This window comes from Atopobacter phocae ATCC BAA-285 (assembly GCF_000526675.1).
Classification (GTDB): Bacteria; Bacillota; Bacilli; order Lactobacillales; family Aerococcaceae; genus Atopobacter; species Atopobacter phocae.
Map to the genome: position 1 here is coordinate 1 of NZ_JAGN01000078.1, position 1,764 is coordinate 1,764.

Annotated in this window: 12 tRNA genes and 1 pseudogene; all 13 read left to right on the forward strand. The window is 44.0% G+C overall.

Going from position 1 to position 1,764, the window contains the following annotated elements:
• Nucleotides 1–20 precede the first annotated feature (20 nt).
• The 13 genes and pseudogenes from L866_RS0108155 to L866_RS08915 all read left to right on the forward strand — a co-directional run bounded on the left by L866_RS0108155 (nt 21) and on the right by L866_RS08915 (nt 1,707).
• Nucleotides 21–94, forward strand: a tRNA-Asn gene (locus L866_RS0108155).
• Between the two features lie 32 nt (nt 95–126).
• Nucleotides 127–216, forward strand: a tRNA-Ser gene (locus tag L866_RS0108160).
• Nucleotides 217–227: 11 nt separating this feature from the next.
• Nucleotides 228–299: transfer RNA gene (locus tag L866_RS0108165), tRNA-Glu, on the forward strand.
• 10 nt (nt 300–309) lie between these two features.
• Nucleotides 310–382, forward strand: a tRNA-Val gene (locus L866_RS0108170).
• A gap of 17 nt (nt 383–399) precedes the next feature.
• A tRNA-Asp gene (locus tag L866_RS0108175) sits at nt 400–472 on the forward strand.
• A gap of 17 nt (nt 473–489) precedes the next feature.
• Nucleotides 490–562: transfer RNA gene (locus L866_RS0108180), tRNA-Phe, on the forward strand.
• Between the two features lie 3 nt (nt 563–565).
• A tRNA-Tyr gene (locus L866_RS0108185) sits at nt 566–646 on the forward strand.
• A gap of 19 nt (nt 647–665) precedes the next feature.
• A tRNA-Trp gene (locus L866_RS0108190) sits at nt 666–736 on the forward strand.
• 11 nt (nt 737–747) lie between these two features.
• Nucleotides 748–820, forward strand: a tRNA-His gene (locus tag L866_RS0108195).
• A gap of 7 nt (nt 821–827) precedes the next feature.
• Nucleotides 828–899, forward strand: a tRNA-Gln gene (locus L866_RS0108200).
• A gap of 23 nt (nt 900–922) precedes the next feature.
• A tRNA-Cys gene (locus tag L866_RS0108205) sits at nt 923–993 on the forward strand.
• 16 nt (nt 994–1,009) lie between these two features.
• Nucleotides 1,010–1,095 (forward strand) — tRNA-Leu (locus L866_RS0108210).
• Nucleotides 1,096–1,296: 201 nt separating this feature from the next.
• A pseudogene (locus L866_RS08915) lies at nt 1,297–1,707 on the forward strand (MepB family protein).
• The last annotated feature ends 57 nt before the right edge of the window (nt 1,708–1,764 follow it).

Here is a 1,764-nt window from a genome sequence, read left to right on the forward strand (position 1 = left end):
AGGACGTTGCCATGCATTAATCCGCAATAGCTCAGTTGGTAGTAGCGCGTGACTGTTAATCACGATGTCGTAGGTTCGAGTCCTACTTGCGGAGTTAGGAAGCAGTAATGTTTCGAAAATAACCTTGGAGAGTTGTCCGAGCTGGCCGAAGGAGCACGATTGGAAATCGTGTAGGCGGGTAAAACTGTCTCAAGGGTTCGAATCCCTTACTCTCCGTTTTATATCCTGGCCCGTTGGTCAAGCGGTTAAGACACCGCCCTTTCACGGCGGTAACACGGGTTCGATTCCCGTACGGGTCATTAAATAGTTGGAGGCTTAGCTCAGCTGGGAGAGCATCTGCCTTACAAGCAGAGGGTCAGCGGTTCGATCCCGTTAGCCTCCATCGTTACATTTAACACTGGTTCCGTGGTGTAGGGGTTAACATGCCTGCCTGTCACGCAGGAGATCGCGGGTTCAAATCCCGTCGGGACCGTATCAATATTTTAGTAAGGCTCGATAGCTCAGTTGGTAGAGCACTTGATTGAAGCTCAAGGTGTCGGCAGTTCGATTCTGTCTCGAGCCATTTGGAGGGGTAGCGAAGTGGCTAAACGCGGCGGACTGTAAATCCGCTCCTTCGGGTTCGGCAGTTCGAATCTGCCCCCCTCCATATTTAAAGCGTCGACAATAGGGGTATAGTTTAGCGGTAGAACAGCGGTCTCCAAAACCGTTAGCGTGGGTTCGATTCCTGCTACCCCTGTTATAATTATGGCGACCGTGGCGAAGTGGTTAACGCACCGGATTGTGGCTCCGGCATTCGTGGGTTCGATTCCCATCGGTCGCCCTTTTATTGGGCTATAGCCAAGCGGTAAGGCAACGGACTTTGACTCCGTCATTCGTTGGTTCGAATCCAGCTAGCCCAGTTTTTTTTATAGAATTTTTTAATGGCGGTATAGCCAAGTGGTAAGGCATGGGTCTGCAAAACCTCGATCACCGGTTCAAATCCGGTTACCGCCTTTAACCGAATAATTATGCCGGCGTGGCGGAATTGGCAGACGCGCTGGACTCAAAATCCAGTGCCCTTTGCGGGGCGTGCCGGTTCGACCCCGGCCGCCGGTATACGAAAAGACAAGGTTTCTAAGACCTTGTCTTTTTTGCTGTCTATTTATTGGCTCTTTGTCAAATAGGATTGATGACGAGGTGAGGTATTCATACGGTTACTTCATCTTTTCTGTAGGTCAGAAGATAAAATAAGTGAATATGTGATATACTTGTGCACCTGGATAATATCATTTTCAGAAAAAGAAAGAAGGAGATAGGTTGAAATCAATTAATTTACTACACAAAATATATGGAAATTTTGAATTAGTTATGGAACATTGGAATGAAAAATATGAAAGTATGTTAATACGGTTACCGAATGATTCAATATTTAAACGATATCGTTTAGCTAAAAAGACGCCAAAGAAAGAAGGCTACTTTACAGTTTTTTGAAAAAAAGGTGAAAACAATAAAAATGTACCGTATTCTATTGAAGCTTTAGTTGATGAGTATATTATATTAATTGATGAACCTAGTCAAGGTGGTGTATTTATCATTCCTAAAGATATTGCGATTAAGAAGCATATTGTATCAACTGAAAATAGCAAAGGTAAGATTGCTATGCGCTTCTATCCACCTTGGTGTAAAAATTTAAATAAGACAGCGCGAGCTACGATAAAGTCCATATAATTGTGTAAAAGATAAAAGGTCATATAAAGCTCCTTTTACGGTACAATGTTTTTACCA